Annotated in this window: 16 protein-coding genes; 7 read left to right on the top strand and 9 right to left on the bottom strand. The window is 62.3% G+C overall.

Features of this window, described 5'->3' with window-relative positions; translation table 11 throughout:
• Nucleotides 1–105: 105 nt before the first annotated feature.
• The 3 genes from H0241_RS13390 to H0241_RS13380 all read right to left on the bottom strand — a co-directional run bounded on the left by H0241_RS13390 (nucleotide 106) and on the right by H0241_RS13380 (nucleotide 1,809).
• Nucleotides 106–570 carry a hypothetical protein gene (locus H0241_RS13390; RefSeq protein WP_181058075.1) on the bottom strand — a complete coding sequence of 155 codons (465 nt, stop codon included), beginning with the start codon at nucleotides 568–570 and terminating at the stop codon, nucleotides 106–108.
• An 11-nt stretch (nucleotides 571–581) separates the two neighbouring features.
• Nucleotides 582–908, bottom strand: coding sequence for a DUF883 family protein (locus H0241_RS13385; RefSeq protein ID WP_181058073.1), 327 nt, complete (start codon nucleotides 906–908; stop codon nucleotides 582–584).
• 139 nt (nucleotides 909–1,047) lie between these two features.
• Nucleotides 1,048–1,809, bottom strand: coding sequence for a Crp/Fnr family transcriptional regulator (locus H0241_RS13380; protein ID WP_181058071.1), 762 nt, complete (start codon nucleotides 1,807–1,809; stop codon nucleotides 1,048–1,050).
• 273 nt (nucleotides 1,810–2,082) lie between these two features.
• On the opposite strand from H0241_RS13380, the gene H0241_RS13375 reads away from it, so the two are divergent.
• Nucleotides 2,083–2,460, top strand: a complete 378-nt coding sequence (locus H0241_RS13375; protein ID WP_181058069.1) for a response regulator — start codon at nucleotides 2,083–2,085, stop codon at nucleotides 2,458–2,460.
• Between the two features lie 17 nt (nucleotides 2,461–2,477).
• On the opposite strand, the gene H0241_RS13370 is transcribed toward H0241_RS13375, so the two are convergent.
• The gene (locus H0241_RS13370; RefSeq protein ID WP_181058067.1) at nucleotides 2,478–3,029 is read right to left on the bottom strand and encodes an RNA polymerase sigma factor; all 552 of its coding nucleotides are present in this window, start codon (nucleotides 3,027–3,029) and stop codon (nucleotides 2,478–2,480) included.
• 3 nt (nucleotides 3,030–3,032) lie between these two features.
• A complete protein-coding gene (locus H0241_RS13365) occupies nucleotides 3,033–3,236 on the bottom strand; it encodes a NepR family anti-sigma factor (protein WP_181058065.1) in 204 nt (67 codons plus the stop codon).
• A gap of 211 nt (nucleotides 3,237–3,447) precedes the next feature.
• Between H0241_RS13365 and H0241_RS13360 the strand changes: the two genes are divergently transcribed.
• The 6 genes from H0241_RS13360 (at nucleotide 3,448) to H0241_RS13335 (ending at nucleotide 6,981) form a co-directional block, all read left to right on the top strand.
• Nucleotides 3,448–4,242 (top strand): response regulator, encoded by a 795-nt coding sequence (locus H0241_RS13360; protein WP_181058063.1) that lies wholly within the window; start codon nucleotides 3,448–3,450, stop codon nucleotides 4,240–4,242.
• 193 nt (nucleotides 4,243–4,435) lie between these two features.
• Nucleotides 4,436–4,603, top strand: a complete 168-nt coding sequence (locus tag H0241_RS13355; protein ID WP_127414401.1) for a DUF1328 domain-containing protein — start codon at nucleotides 4,436–4,438, stop codon at nucleotides 4,601–4,603.
• Nucleotides 4,604–4,771: 168 nt separating this feature from the next.
• Nucleotides 4,772–5,812: a sensor histidine kinase gene (locus H0241_RS13350; protein WP_181058061.1), complete on the top strand. Its 1,041-nt coding sequence runs from the start codon at nucleotides 4,772–4,774 to the stop codon at nucleotides 5,810–5,812.
• A 203-nt stretch (nucleotides 5,813–6,015) separates the two neighbouring features.
• The gene (locus H0241_RS13345) at nucleotides 6,016–6,177 is read left to right on the top strand and encodes a hypothetical protein (RefSeq protein ID WP_210284893.1); all 162 of its coding nucleotides are present in this window, start codon (nucleotides 6,016–6,018) and stop codon (nucleotides 6,175–6,177) included.
• 151 nt (nucleotides 6,178–6,328) lie between these two features.
• Complete coding sequence (locus H0241_RS13340) at nucleotides 6,329–6,655, top strand: hypothetical protein (protein WP_181058059.1); 327 nt, start codon at nucleotides 6,329–6,331, stop codon at nucleotides 6,653–6,655.
• Nucleotides 6,656–6,738: 83 nt separating this feature from the next.
• The gene (locus H0241_RS13335; RefSeq protein WP_112559509.1) at nucleotides 6,739–6,981 is read left to right on the top strand and encodes a YMGG-like glycine zipper-containing protein; all 243 of its coding nucleotides are present in this window, start codon (nucleotides 6,739–6,741) and stop codon (nucleotides 6,979–6,981) included.
• Nucleotides 6,982–7,020: 39 nt separating this feature from the next.
• Here H0241_RS13335 and H0241_RS13330 read toward each other — a convergent pair whose 3' ends face one another.
• The 4 genes from H0241_RS13330 to xylF all read right to left on the bottom strand — a co-directional run bounded on the left by H0241_RS13330 (nucleotide 7,021) and on the right by xylF (nucleotide 12,245).
• Complete coding sequence (locus H0241_RS13330; RefSeq protein WP_181058057.1) at nucleotides 7,021–8,667, bottom strand: CHASE domain-containing protein; 1,647 nt, start codon at nucleotides 8,665–8,667, stop codon at nucleotides 7,021–7,023.
• A 154-nt stretch (nucleotides 8,668–8,821) separates the two neighbouring features.
• On the bottom strand, nucleotides 8,822–9,634 hold the full coding sequence (locus H0241_RS13325; protein ID WP_181058056.1) for an ATP-binding cassette domain-containing protein: 813 nt from the start codon (nucleotides 9,632–9,634) through the stop codon (nucleotides 8,822–8,824).
• 72 nt (nucleotides 9,635–9,706) lie between these two features.
• On the bottom strand, nucleotides 9,707–11,059 hold the full coding sequence (locus H0241_RS13320; protein ID WP_181058053.1) for a sugar ABC transporter permease: 1,353 nt from the start codon (nucleotides 11,057–11,059) through the stop codon (nucleotides 9,707–9,709).
• 145 nt (nucleotides 11,060–11,204) lie between these two features.
• Entirely contained in the window at nucleotides 11,205–12,245 is a 1,041-nt protein-coding gene (gene xylF / locus H0241_RS13315; RefSeq protein ID WP_181058051.1) for a D-xylose ABC transporter substrate-binding protein, read from the bottom strand.
• Between the last annotated feature and the right edge of the window lie 44 nt (nucleotides 12,246–12,289).

Here is a 12,289-nt window from a genome sequence, read left to right as displayed (position 1 = left end):
TAGAGCAATTCCAGGAAAAGTGTGAGCGGTTTTCCGTCCGGGAATTGCGAAAAAACAAAGAGATAGAGCGGTTCGCCGTTTCCGTGAAACGGTGAAACGCTCTAGTTATTCGGCCTCGCCGTCGGCATTGTCATCCCGGTCCGGTTTGACGTTTTCCTTATAGATGGCATACGCCACCAGCGCGATGATCGGGCCGAGGACAAGTTCCTTGCCACCTTTTCCCTTGAGCAAGGCCGGCAGCACGGCAAGGGCCGCCGTAATGCCCAGCGCTTTGAGGTCGGCATTGCGCCGACGAGCGCGGCGGCGTGCGCGCGTGCCGGCAGCCAGTTGATGGACGAGCAGGATGAGCCCCGCGATCACCAGGAAGCAGGCCGCGAAGCCGAGGCAGGCGGCCATCGGCCCATATCGGTCAGCGGCCCAGATATAGGCAGCCCCCAAAAGGAATCCGAGGCCGCACAGAGCCGCCACGGCGGCAAGTGCATAGACGATTGCCGCCGTGCGCGCGCGGCGCATGGCGGCAACGGCTTCACCCGAGGCCAGGGCCGAGATCAGCGATGCCAGCGTCCCCATCTCTGGCGAAACTAGCGCCGGGCGAGAAGCGCGAACAGGAAGCCGACGCCGGCGGCGATGGCCAGCGACGTCACCGGCTTTTCACGCACATTGGCGGTAATCTGGGCCTCGAGGTCCTTGGCGTTGCCGCGCAGACTGTCGAAGGCGGCTTCGCCCTGGGCGCGCAACTGCTCGACGCCTTCGGCGGCAGCGCGCCGGGCGGTCCCGTAACCATGTTCGCCGGTCTTGGCCAATTGCTTGGTCAGCTTTTCGATGTCGGCCTTCAACTGCCTGATATCGGCTTCGAGGTCGGCATTCGTCTGGCTTTCGCCAGCGGTTTTTCCTGCGGCAGTTGCCATTCTATAACTCCTTGCGTTTGCTTGGTTTCAAACGCCCGACACACGTCAAGGTTCCGAAATCGGAAGACCATATCCATGAATGGGTGTTTGCCTGCGAGTCCAACCCGGCTGGACTGGTTTCCCTGCTGGATCAGCGGCATCAGATCAGCGGCCGGCGACCTTCGCTCAGACCCTCCCAGCGCGCGAGGTCCTTCAGCGCTTGCCTGTTGACCACTTCGCAACCGCCGTCGCGCCAGGCGATCAGCTTGCGGTCGATCAGCTTTCGGATCGTCTTGTTGGTGTGGACCAGCGATAGGCCGAGCGTATCAGCGATGTGCTGCTGCGTGATCGGGATTTGCACCGGCGCCTTGCCGTTGAGCCCGACTATCGCCGCACGGCTGGCGATGAAAGCGATAAGATAGGCGGTGCGCTCGACCGCCGTGCGCCTGCCGATGCTGAGCAGATTCTCGTCCAGCATGCGCTCCTCACGCGATGCCAGCCAGGTGATGTCGTAGGCAAGGCCCGGATGGTTGCGGTAGAGTTCGTGCAGGTTTTCGCGCTCGAAGACGCACAACAACATGGGCGACAGCGCCTCGATCGAATGCTGCATTTCACCCATCACACTACCTTGCAGGCCGATGAGATCGCCGGGCATGGAATAGTTCAGGATCTGGCGCCTGCCGTCCGACAGCAATTTGTAGCGGAAGGCCCAGCCCGAAAGCACCGTATAGAGATGGGCGCTGTGGCTGCCTTCGACCAGCACCGTGGCGCCCTTGTCGACGGCCAGTTCGCCCTTCTTGAACTTGCTGACATAGGCAAGTTCCTGCTTCTCGAACTCCCGGAACGCTGGCAGTGGCCGAAGCGGGCAATTCTCGCAGGGGTACTGACGGCTGGAAAAAGAACGACCATTCTGGCCAGACATTTCGATCCCTCTTTCGAAAGCCTTTGTGGCAGACTGACTGCAACGGCTAACAGGGGTTGTGGTTCCGGCGTCGGCGGTCGGGGCATGTCTTTTTTAAATGACAGGGAGTCGAATACCGATCATGACTTGCCCCGCTCCAGTGAGACGAATCCGGTTCGTCTGACGTTGGAGCAGCCCCGGCAAGCGAATTCAGGGTGCAAGGCCACTGGTGGATTGTTGAGATCCAGTGTGGTGTTGATTTGAAGTGCTGCCGGAACGAGGAGAATTTGCCAGGTGCCGCCATTGCTCGAGGGATTGCGAATTCTTGTCCTGGAGGATGAAATCCTGATCGCCATGGATGTCGAGCAGCTTTGCCGCGACCATGGCGCCGGCGATGTGGTGATTGCCCGCGACCTGGCAGAGATCGACGAGCAGACGGTCGCCGACAAGTTCGACGGCGTTATCGTCGACCTGATGCTGGGAGGGACGTCGACGCTCGACTTCGCCGCGCAACTGCGCCAGGCGGGCACGCCCTTCGTCTTTGCCTCCGGCTATTCGGACGCGGACGAGATCGAGGCGTCTTTCCCCGGCGTCCGGCTGGTGACCAAGCCATATTCGGGAGACGATCTCGTCGAGGCGCTGGCGGCGGCCTGCGGACGCGCGCCAGTCTGAAATGCCTTCGATCGCTGTCAGGCGGCGTTTGAGCCGGTGACCTGAGACGAGATGGCATCCGGCCCGTATTCGTCTTCGCCGGAGATTTTCAGGATCTCCTGCAATCGCGTGCGGGCCCGGCTGACCCGGCTCTTGATCGTTCCGACCGCGCAACCGCAGATCTCGGCCGCCTCCTCGTAGGAAAAACCGGAAGCGCCGATAAGGATGATGGCTTCACGCTGGTCCTCGGGCAATTGCTCGAGCGCGCCGCGAAAATCCTTGAGGTCGAGCTGGCCGTGCTGGGCCGGATGAACGGCGAGCCTGGCGGTCATGATGCCGTCGCTGTCCTGCACCTCGCGGCCGCGCTTGCGCATCTGAGAATAAAACTCATTGCGAAGGATGGTGAACAGCCATGCCTTGAGATTGGTGCCGGGCTGGAAGCTCTCATGCTTGTCCCAGGCCTTGACCAGCGTCTCCTGCACCAGGTCGTCGGCCTTGTCGGCATTCTGCGTCAGCGACACGGCAAAGGCCCGCAGGCTCGGGATCGAGCCAAGCAGTTCGGTCTTGAAGCCTTGTGAGACAGCTGCCACGCCTCAGTCCTTCTTCTGTGCGGGTTCGGCCTGTTCCAGTTGGCTGAGCAACTGGGCGAAGCGATCCGGCACATTGTCGGAGACCAGCTCGTCATAATATTGCTTGAGTTTGCGGCCGATTTCCGAATTCGCCCCGAGCGGGTCGCCGGAATTGGCCCGGCGCCTGTCAGCGGCGCCAGCCAGTGGATCTTTGTTCATGTCCTTCATTCGCCCTTAAATTCCAGCGCCCGAGCCGCCCTATTACACAACGCAAAGCGGCCCCCTCGTCTGGTTGCCCGTCGCCCCACAAACGTCGCCCGCACAGATTCGTTCCACAAGTCTCGGAACTTTTTCGCAAAACCCGCGTTTTGTGTTCGGGGCTTGCAATCGGCTGGACCTGGAATCTGTGCAATCACGTCATCTGAGGGAGACGTCCATCATGAGCCTTTCCGCAACCATTGCTCCGCACCTGCCGTTCCTGCGCCGCTTCTCGCGCGCCGTTTCGGGATCGCAGGAGAGTGGCGATGCGCTGGTCGCCGCGATGCTCGAAGCCATCATCGCCGACGTCGACATCTTCCCCGAAGCGTCGAACGACCGCATCGCGATCTACAAGGTTTTCGCCAAACTGTTCACCTCCATTGCCATCCGCGTTCCGCAGGAGCAGGCGCAATCGGCATGGGAGCAGCGCGCCGCCGCCAATCTGAATGCCATAGCGCCACGACCACGTCAGGCCTTCCTGCTGGTCGCGGTCGAAGGCTTCAGCGAGGACGAGGCCGCTGAAATTCTCGATGTCGACGCCAGGGAATTCTCCGAACTGCTTGCCCAGGCGAGCAACGAGATCTCCCGCCAGGTGGCGACCGACGTGCTGATCATCGAGGACGAGCCGCTGATCGCCATGGACATCGAGGAAATGGTCGAGAGCCTCGGCCACCGTGTCGTCGGCACCGCCCGTACCCATTCGGAGGCGGTGGCGATGTTCGGCAAGACAAGGCCGAAGATGGTGCTGGCCGACATCCAGCTTGCCGATGGCAGCTCGGGCATCGATGCGGTCAACGAGATCCTGTCGTCGACCTCGGTGCCGGTGATTTTCATTACTGCCTTCCCCGAGCGTCTGCTGACCGGCGAGCGGCCCGAGCCCGCTTTCCTGGTCACCAAGCCGTTCAATCCTGACATGGTCAAAGCGCTGATCAGCCAGGCGCTGTTCTTCGACCGGCAGGCCAAGGCCGCCGCCTAGCACAACATTCGCCGCATCGCGCGGCGTTGCCAGCACTGGCGATCGTCAACCTGGCGATCGCCGGTTGCCGTCGCGCTCGCGTGCTTGAAATCAATTCGCGTCCAGGCCCTTCCAAAGGCCGTCTTTTTCGGCAAAGGGTGGAACAAACACCAACCACCCACGTTCTTATCTCAGCATCGGAAGGAGACGGATCATGCTCTACTGGGCGCTCGTATTTCTGGTCGTGGCGATCATCGCCGGCGCGCTTGGTTTCGGCGGTATCGCCGGCACCTCCGCCGGCATCGCGCAAATCTTGTTCTTCATCTTTCTCGCCTTCCTCATCATCTCGCTTCTGGCCGGCCTGTTCAGGCGGGCGTCGTAAGACCGGGTAGCGAGCCAAACACTGGAAGCCGCACCCCTCAAACGGTTTCCAGCCACCGCCGGGCGGTGTCCTTCAACAGGACGCCGTCCGGCGGACCTGTTTCAGCGCTTATTTCAGGAACTCATTTCAGAGTGAATCGTTCAGCTTGGGTGGGCGGACAGGTGACTGATGCGTTCCAGAGGCGGAGAGACAAGCGACAACGGGCGGAGTGACGAAGTCATCGCCCTGCACCCCGCTGAAAGCGGCATGCAACTTGGTCGCGCCTTGCTCCACGCTCTGCACAATGCCGGTATCTCCGTTCTGTACCAGGACCGCGAGATGAAGACCGTGTGGGCCCGCAACATGCGTGAGCCATGGGCTTCCGACTCCGCGGACAGCAGCGGCATACTGCCGGCGGCGCAGGTCGAGCACATCGATACCGCCAAACGCCGTGTCATCGCCTCCGGAAATCCCGAGCACGTCGAGCTCAGTGTGCCCGCCACCGACGGTATCCGCTGGTTCCAGGTGTGGGTTGACGCCGATCATGGCGACCGCGGCGATGTGCAGGGCGTCGTCACCACGATGGTGGAGACCACCGAGCAGAAACGCCGCGAGCAGACGCTGAAGACGCTGTTGCGCGAGGTCAGCCACCGCTCCAAGAACCTGTTGGCCATCATCCAGAGCATTGCCACCCAGACCGGCCGCTATTCCGAGACATCGGACGATTTCCTCACGCGCTTTCGCGGCCGGCTTCAGTCACTGGCCTCCTCCCAGGATCTGGTGACGTCGTCGAACTGGCGGGGTGCCGCACTGCGCGAGCTTGTCCGTGGCCAGGTCGTGCGCTATGGCGCCGATCCCACACAGAGCCTGCGCTTCAATGGCGTCAACCCCTACCTCAATCCCAATGCCGCGCTTCATATCGGCCTGGCCATGCACGAACTCGCCGTCAATTCATTCAGCTATGGCGCCCTGGCGCGGCCGGATGGCTTCGTCGAGGTAACCGCCAAACTGTCGAGCGTCACTGAGGCCGTTGACAAGCCAGCTTTGTCGCTGACCTGGGTCGAGGCCATCGTCGCCAATGACAACAGACCCACCGAGAAGCGCTTCGGCAGCGTTGCCCTCGAACGTGTCGTGCCGGCATCGTTGAACGGCACAGCGACACTGGAGATCACCGGCGACCGGCTCGAGTATCGGCTTGTCGTTCCGCACGGCAATTTCGAAACCGAGTGAGCGGCCGGATTTGCCCCTGGAGCAATTCCGTCCGGAATTGCGTCAGACAGAGAGCCCGGAGCGTCGGATTCCTTAACCGGCTGTTCACCATAAAGTTCGATGCTGTGGTTCCCAGAGATTGCTGGACCCTGGCCGATTCAACCGACGCTTCGGCGTGGCCTGCAATGCAAGTATGGGAGGAATGATCTTTGACGGTTGCCGATATGAACAGGCTGGAGCAGGCCGCCCGCGTCTCCATGAGCGGCTTTCAGGATCCTGATGCTTCCGCCGCGCCTTTGCCGCACGCCTGGCATCCCTTGCTTCGCTTCGCCGCTGTCGCGCTCGTCGCCGCCATCGTGCTGATTGTGGCGTCGCAGTTGGGCTGAGCCCAGATCGCTCGGGTCCACATTGCTCCCAAATCACGCTGAGCTGGGAGGCTGGACTGGCTCCTGGCCAGCCAATTGCTAACGCCCCCACCTTTCGTCACAGGAACTTTGACGGCTGTCGACCGTTCTTATGGTGAGAGGATTTTTCGCCGTGGAACACATCGCCGCTTTGCTTCTGGTCATCGGCTGTTCAAACAGCATGACCGAATGCCGCGAACTGCAGGTGCCGGTCAGCGTGTTCGAGACCGCGGAGGCATGCACCGCCGAGCGGCCTTTCGCCATGGGTGACGTGCAAGGTCAGGCCGAGTATGTCGTCGCCAAATGTCTTGCCGTCGATCCTGCCCTGGAGGATGATTACGACCAGATCGTCTGGAACGTGCGCCCGGACGGTTCGCTCGAAGCATCCTTGCAGATTTCCAACGTCGTGGTTGCGTCGAATGTGACGCGCCCCGAAAAAGACTTTCTTCGCCAACAATAAGATCGAGCGGGCAAAGGCCGTCATTTCGTGCTAAATGGCGGCTGGAGCTTACTAAAGTGAGGACGAAAGTGAGGAGAGACTCGATGCGGAAATTGATTATTGCCATGGTTGCCGTGGTCGCCGTCAGCGGCTGCAGCACGACCGAGCAGGACGTGGGTGTCGGAACGTTGGTTGGCGCCGGCGTCGGCGGCCTGGTTGGCGGCGGCAAAGGTGCGCTCATCGGCGCAGCCGTCGGTGCCGGTTCCGGTCTGCTGGTGCGCAACCTGCGCAATGGCTATTGCCAGTATCGCGACAATCGCGGCCGGCTCTACACCGCTCGCTGCTGATCAGCTTCAAAAGCGTCAGACAATCAAGACGGAGACCGGTCAGCCGGTCTCCGTTTGTTTGCCTGCGTCAGGCGGTGGAATCCTGATTTCCACCGTAAGCCCGTCGGCACGAAAATCTCTGGTGATCGTGCCGTGCAATTCACGCGTGACATTGAGATCGATCAGCTTGGTGCCAAAGCCGGTCTTGGCCGGCGCTTCGAGTTGCTTCTGCCCCGCCTCGCGCCAGTTCAGGACCAGCATCCTGCCGGATCCGCGCCCTTCAAACGACCAGTCCACTTTCAGCGCGCCGACGGAATTGCCGGCCTCGCCATATTTCAGCGCATTCGTCGCCAGTTCGTGGAACGTAAGGCCAAGCGCCTGCGTCGTCGTCTCGTCGAGCAGCACCTGAGGCCCTGACAATATCCCGTCCGGAAGCTCTTTGCCGAACACCTGGCCAAGCTCGATGCGTAACAGGTCGCCAAGGTCGGCCTTCTGCCAGCGCGAGCGCGTCAGCATGTCCTGTGAAGCCGCCATTGCCTGCAGGCGGGCCGAGAACGAGGAGGAAAACTCCTTTACGTCGGTGGCGTGCGCCGCCGTCTGGCGTGCGATCGCCAGCACCCGCGTGATCGAATTCTTGATCCGATGCTTCATTTCCTGCAGCATCAGATCCTTTTCGAGCAGGCTCTTTTCCGTCGTCTCGTGCAACAGCGACTTCGCGTCATAGGCGCGCTCCTGGTAGCGCGCCACCAGCGCGATGGCGCCGGCCAAAAGCAGGCCGAACAGGCCGAGCATCACCGGAATGGCGCGCGAGGACGGCTGCGAGAAAGCGCTGGTCGGCCGAAACAGCACCGTCCACGGCCGGCCGGAGACGATGATCTTGCGCGTCACCAAGAGCCTGTCGCCAAAGCTCGCAACCGGCGGCGTTTCCGACTGGAACAGAAGATTATCGGCGTCGACCTTGCCGTCATAGACCTCGGTGTTGACCGGCAGCAAAGGCGTGCGGCTGAGCGCCGTCTGGAACAGGTCACGGGCGCGGAAGGCCGCGTAGAGAAAGCCTGAAGTCGACGATCTGGACGCGTTGATGCCATCCGGCGCGGTTTCCACATTGAGCCTGACGAAGACCAGAAAGCCGGTAAAAGTCTGCGCCGCGCCCGTGTCCTGGCCGAGTTGAACCAGACCGCTTGCATGCTGTGCGTCATCGGCCATCGCCTTTTCGATCGCTTCGCGCCGCACCGGTTCGGTGAACATGTCGTAGCCGATGGTCGACTCGTTGGAAGGATCGAGCGGCTCGAACAGCACGACGGGCGTGCGCCAGGACTGTGACGTGTCCGGATAGACAGCGTGGGGCACGCCACGGTCGCGCAACATGTCTCGCTCGACCGCCGCTTCGTCGCCGGCTTTGGCCAGCCTGAGATAACCGATGCCGCGCAGGCCGGCGAAGTTGGTGTCGGCGTCGAGCGCGCTGAAGAAGGCCTTGAATTCGCTCCGCGAAATCTCGCCATTGCGGGCGTCGAACAGCGCCTGCGTCGAGCGCAGCAGCGACAGATGCAGGTCGATGCGGCTTTCGATGCGGTTGAGCGCATCGTCGGCCGTCGCCTCGAATTTGATCCGCGCCGCCTCCTGGGTGGCGAAGTAGGCAAAACCCGCCATCGTCAGGCTGATCAGCGCGACGGCAATGAAGGCGAGGATCGGGAAAAACTTCTTCAACGCAGGCCCATGAACGGTTCGGAACCTTTATGGGCAAGTCGCCGCGGCAACACAATGGCGCGGCCAAACCATCATGACGGCTGGCACATCAAGTTCCAGACATTTAGCCGGCTTACCATGAGAGGATGGCGATCACCCGATGAGAGTGCGTGTCTCAGGCGGCGATCTTCAGCGCGCCCGGCCCAGGAATGGCGCCGGGCGGACACTTGCCGAGGATGATCATGCCGAGCACCTCGTCCTGGGTGACGTCGGTGGTGCGCGCGGTGCCGACGACCTGGCCGTTCTTCATCACGCAGACGCGGTCGGCAAGTTCGAACACATCATGGATGTCATGGCTGATCAGGAAGATGCCGATGCCGTCCGACTTCAGCTGCTTGACCAGTTCGCCGACCTGCGCCGTTTCCTGCGGACCAAGCGCGGCCGTCGGTTCGTCCATGATCAGGATGCGGGCGTTGAACAGGATGGCGCGTGCGATCGCCACCGATTGCCGCTGGCCGCCCGACAGCTTGATTACCGGGTCCTTGAAGCGCTGGAAGCGCGGATTGAGCCGGCCCATCACCTTGCGCGCCTCGGCCTCCATGGCGACATCGTCGAGCGTGCCCCAGGCAGTCATGATTTCGCGGCCGAGGAACAGATTGGCGGCGGCGTCGACATTGTCGGCAAGCGCCAGCGTCTGGTAGATGGTCTCGATGCCGTATTTCTTGGCATCGCGCGGGTTGGAGATCGAAGCCTCCTGGCCGTTGACGAATATCTGGCCGGCATCGCGCTTGTAGGCGCCGGACAGGATCTTGATCAGCGTCGATTTGCCGGCGCCGTTGTGACCAAGCAGCGCCACGACCTCGCCCGGGAAAAGATCGATGGACGCATCGTCGACGGCGCGAATGCCGCCGAAGGCGATCGAGATGTTGCGCATGTCGATCAGCGCGGTGCCTGTGGGAGCAGCGGAGGGAGCGGTTTTCTCAGCCATGGTCGTTCTCCCTGGATTCTTGCTTGAGCATGATCTTGCCCGAAAACCGGTTTCCACTTTTCGGGATCATGCTCAGACTCGCTTGCGATAGACGGTGTCGAGAAACACCGCGATGACCAGCACTGCGCCGACGACGATGCTCTGCAACGGCGAGTCGACACCGAGCAGCACCATGCCGGACTGCAGCGACTGCATCAAAAGCGCGCCGAGCATGGCGCCGATGATCGTTCCCGAGCCGCCGGCGAGCGACGTGCCGCCGATGACGGCGGCGGCGATGACGAGCAGCTCGTCCAGCGTTCCCAGCACGTTGGTCGACGAATTCTGCCGGGCCGATGAGATCGCCGCGGCGATCGTCGCCAGCACGCCCATGATCATGAACACCTTCATGGTGATCCAGCGCGTGTTGATGCCGGCGAGGTTGGCGGCTTCCGGATTGCCGCCGATGGCGAAGACATAGCGGCCGAAACGCGTGCGCTTGGTGATAAAGGTCATGATGATGCCGACAGTCACCGCCATCAGCACCGGGATGGCGATGCCATGCGCGATGAACAGCCCGCCTTCGGGCACGGTGATGTTGTTGGCGGCCGCATAGCGGTTCACGATGCCGATCGGCCACGGATAGGAATTGGCTAGCCACACCGCGCCCATGATGACGGCGCATGTGACCGTGCCGAGCAGCGTCTCGGCCCAGATCGGCCGCAGCGGGAAGCGGAAGCGCTTGCGCTGCACCCGGCCGTTGAACAGCGCGAACACCACGGCAAGGCAAGCGACGATGCCGACGACCCAACTCCACGTCGCGCCGATCGATCCGGCCGGGCCGCCACCCATCAGCTGGAAGGTGGCGTCGAGCGGCGCCACGGTCTGGCCGCTGGTCACCCACCAGGCTGCACCACGCCAGACCAGCAGGCCGCCCAGCGTGACGATGAAGGCCGGCACTTCGAGATAGGCGATGACAAAACCCTGGAAGGCGCCGATCAAAAGACCGAGCGCCAGGCCGATGACCAGCGCCAGAACCCAGATCCACGGATTGCCGAGCTCGAGCCCGACAAAGCGCACCAGGAAATGCACCTGGGCAAAGCCCATCACCATGCCGATCAGGCCCTCGGCCGAGCCGACGGACAGGTCGATGTTGCGCATGACGATGACCAGCACCATGCCCGAGGCCATGATGGCGACGGCGGACGTTTGCACCGACAGGTTCCACAGATTGCGCGGCGTCAGAAAGGTGCGGCTGTCGAAATCGAGTGGATTGACCCCGAGGCGGAAGCTGGAAATGACATGCAGGCCAATCCAGATCAGAAGCAGCGCGCCGATCATGCCGAGCATGCGGGTGTCGATCTCGGTCGCTTTCAGGAACCGGGCGACCGCGCCGAGTTCCGACGCACGCGCGGTGTCGGCCTGCGAAGTCGAGGTCGTGTCGGTCATGATGTCCTCCCAGCGGTTTGCCGTCTGACGCGGATGCCGGACCACAGCCTAGAAGTTAGCCGCCAACGGCGGAAACACAAATCTTGTTGAGAAAACGCCGCGGCTTTGGGCCGCGGCGTCGAGATCGAATGGAAACAGGCCAAGCTTAGTTGCAGGCCGCGACGCTGCCGGCGGCGACGCCCGTGCAGACCTCGTCCTTCTTGATCCAGCCGGCGTCGATGACGACGTTGAGGTTGTCCTTGGTGATGGCGACCGGGGTCAGGAACAACGACTTGACGGTGTTGCCGCCAGGCGTGGTGAAGTCCTTGGCGCCGGCAATGTCGCTCGTCTTCTTGCCGTCGGCGAGCTGCGAGGCGATCTCGGCGGCATTCTTGCCGAGCTCACGTGCATCTTTCCACACCGACACGGTCTGCGTGCCGAGCGCGATGCGGTTCAGGGCGGCATGGTCGCCGTCCTGGCCCGAGACCGGAACCGTTCCGGCAAGGCCCTGCGCCGTCAGCGCCGCGACAACGCCACCGGCGGTGCCGTCATTGGCCGCGACCACCGCATCGACCTTGTTGTCGTTCGCGGTCAGGAACTGTTCCATGTTCTTCTGCGCGTTAGCCGGCAGCCAGCCATCCGTATAGGCTTCGCCGACATTCTTGATCTTGCCCGAGTCGATAGCTTCCTTGAGCACTTCCATCGAGCCCGAGAACAGGAAATCGGCATTCGGGTCGGAACCCGAGCCCTTAATGAAGACGTAGTTGCCTTCCGGCTTGGCCTTGAACACTTCGCGGGCCTGCATGCGGCCGACTTCCTTGTTGTCGAAGGTCAGGTAGAAGACGTCCTTGTTCTCGATCAGGCGGTCATAGCCGACGACCGGAATGCCTTCGTCCAGCGCCTTCTGCACCGCCGGGCCGATGGCCGAGGCGTCCTGCGCCAAGATGATCAGCGAGTTGGCGCCCTGCGAGATCAGGCTTTCGACGTCGGTCAGCTGCTTGCCGGGATTGGACTGCGCGTCGGCGGAAATGTACTTGTCGCCGGCAGCCTCGATCGCCGCCTTCATCGCCGCTTCGTCGGTCTTCCAGCGCTCTTCCTGGAAGTTCGACCACGACACGCCAATGACCTTGTCCTTCGCCTGCGCGACCGACACCAGCGTCAGCGACATGGCGACACCCGCCAGCATGGCGGCTGCAAATCTGTTCATGATAGTCCTCCCTGCGCCGCGCGCGGCGCCACAAAACTGGCCCG

The sequence above is a fragment of the Mesorhizobium neociceri genome (genome assembly GCF_013520985.1).
Taxonomy (GTDB): Bacteria; Pseudomonadota; Alphaproteobacteria; order Rhizobiales; family Rhizobiaceae; genus Mesorhizobium; species Mesorhizobium neociceri.
This window is presented reverse-complemented; position numbering and strand designations above follow the sequence as displayed.

What these genes read in the sequence shown, in the direction of transcription:
- H0241_RS13325 (WP_181058056.1), bottom strand. Translation starts at nt 9,634, where the DNA reads ATGGCTGAGAAAACCGCTCCCTCCGCTGCTCCCACAGGCACCGCGCTG.
- H0241_RS13320 (WP_181058053.1), bottom strand. Translation starts at nt 11,059, where the DNA reads ATGACCGACACGACCTCGACTTCGCAGGCCGACACCGCGCGTGCGTCG.
- H0241_RS13350 (WP_181058061.1), top strand. Translation starts at nt 4,772, where the DNA reads ATGCGTTCCAGAGGCGGAGAGACAAGCGACAACGGGCGGAGTGACGAA.
- H0241_RS13380 (WP_181058071.1), bottom strand. Translation starts at nt 1,809, where the DNA reads ATGTCTGGCCAGAATGGTCGTTCTTTTTCCAGCCGTCAGTACCCCTGC.
- H0241_RS13355 (WP_127414401.1), top strand. Translation starts at nt 4,436, where the DNA reads ATGCTCTACTGGGCGCTCGTATTTCTGGTCGTGGCGATCATCGCCGGC.
- H0241_RS13345 (WP_210284893.1), top strand. Translation starts at nt 6,016, where the DNA reads ATGAACAGGCTGGAGCAGGCCGCCCGCGTCTCCATGAGCGGCTTTCAG.
- H0241_RS13365 (WP_181058065.1), bottom strand. Translation starts at nt 3,236, where the DNA reads ATGAAGGACATGAACAAAGATCCACTGGCTGGCGCCGCTGACAGGCGC.
- H0241_RS13335 (WP_112559509.1), top strand. Translation starts at nt 6,739, where the DNA reads ATGCGGAAATTGATTATTGCCATGGTTGCCGTGGTCGCCGTCAGCGGC.
- xylF (WP_181058051.1), bottom strand. Translation starts at nt 12,245, where the DNA reads ATGAACAGATTTGCAGCCGCCATGCTGGCGGGTGTCGCCATGTCGCTG.
- H0241_RS13385 (WP_181058073.1), bottom strand. Translation starts at nt 908, where the DNA reads ATGGCAACTGCCGCAGGAAAAACCGCTGGCGAAAGCCAGACGAATGCC.
- H0241_RS13390 (WP_181058075.1), bottom strand. Translation starts at nt 570, where the DNA reads ATGGGGACGCTGGCATCGCTGATCTCGGCCCTGGCCTCGGGTGAAGCC.
- H0241_RS13360 (WP_181058063.1), top strand. Translation starts at nt 3,448, where the DNA reads ATGAGCCTTTCCGCAACCATTGCTCCGCACCTGCCGTTCCTGCGCCGC.